At 59.0% G+C, this 686-nt stretch carries 1 protein-coding gene; it reads left to right on the top strand.

Going from position 1 to position 686, the window contains the following annotated elements; translation table 11 throughout:
- Window positions 1-686: divalent metal cation transporter (locus EOA36_RS36530; RefSeq protein ID WP_145969561.1), on the top strand; the 686-nt coding region annotated here is incomplete at both ends.

The following is a 686-nucleotide window of genomic DNA, read 5'->3' as shown; positions in this document are numbered from 1 at the left end:
GTCTGGTGACGCTGTGTTTCGTCGTCGGCGCGGTCATGCTGAAGCCGGATTGGAAGGCGGTCGCGGCTGGCGCCGTGCCCTCTTTGCCGGCGCACGACGCGGCAAACTACTGGTTCATGGCGGTCAGCATTCTTGGTGCTTCGATATCGCCATACCTGTTCATGTTCTATTCCTCGGGAGCGATCGAGGACAAATGGGACAAGAGCTATCTTGGGGTCAACAGGGCGATTGCCTGGCTCGGCATGACCTTCGGCGGCACGATCTCGGTCAGCGTGCTGATCGTATCCGCGCTCGTGCTTGCAACGAATGGCATCGTGCAGGTGGATGATTATCATCAGTTGCCATTGATGCTGATACCGATATTCGGCTTTTGGGGCTTTGTGCTGTTCGTCGCTTCGCTCGGCATTGCCTGCTTCGGCGCGGCGGTCGAAGTCGGGCTGCAACAGGCCTATCTGGTGGCGCAAGGTTTCGGCTGGGATTGGGGTGAGGATCTCAAACCGCGTGACGATCCCGGGTTCAGCACCGTCTATACCGTTTCATTGTTTCTGGCCGCCATTCCCATCATGCTGGGACTCGACCCGCTCAAGCTCACCATATTCTCGATGGCGCTAACGGCCGCCAGCCTGCCGCTGACCGTGGTTCCATTCCTCTTTCTGCTCAACGACGAGCGCTATGTCGGCGCGCAC

Source organism: Mesorhizobium sp. M8A.F.Ca.ET.021.01.1.1 (assembly GCF_003998025.1).
In the GTDB taxonomy this organism is placed as follows: Bacteria; Pseudomonadota; Alphaproteobacteria; order Rhizobiales; family Rhizobiaceae; genus Mesorhizobium.
This window is presented reverse-complemented; position numbering and strand designations above follow the sequence as displayed.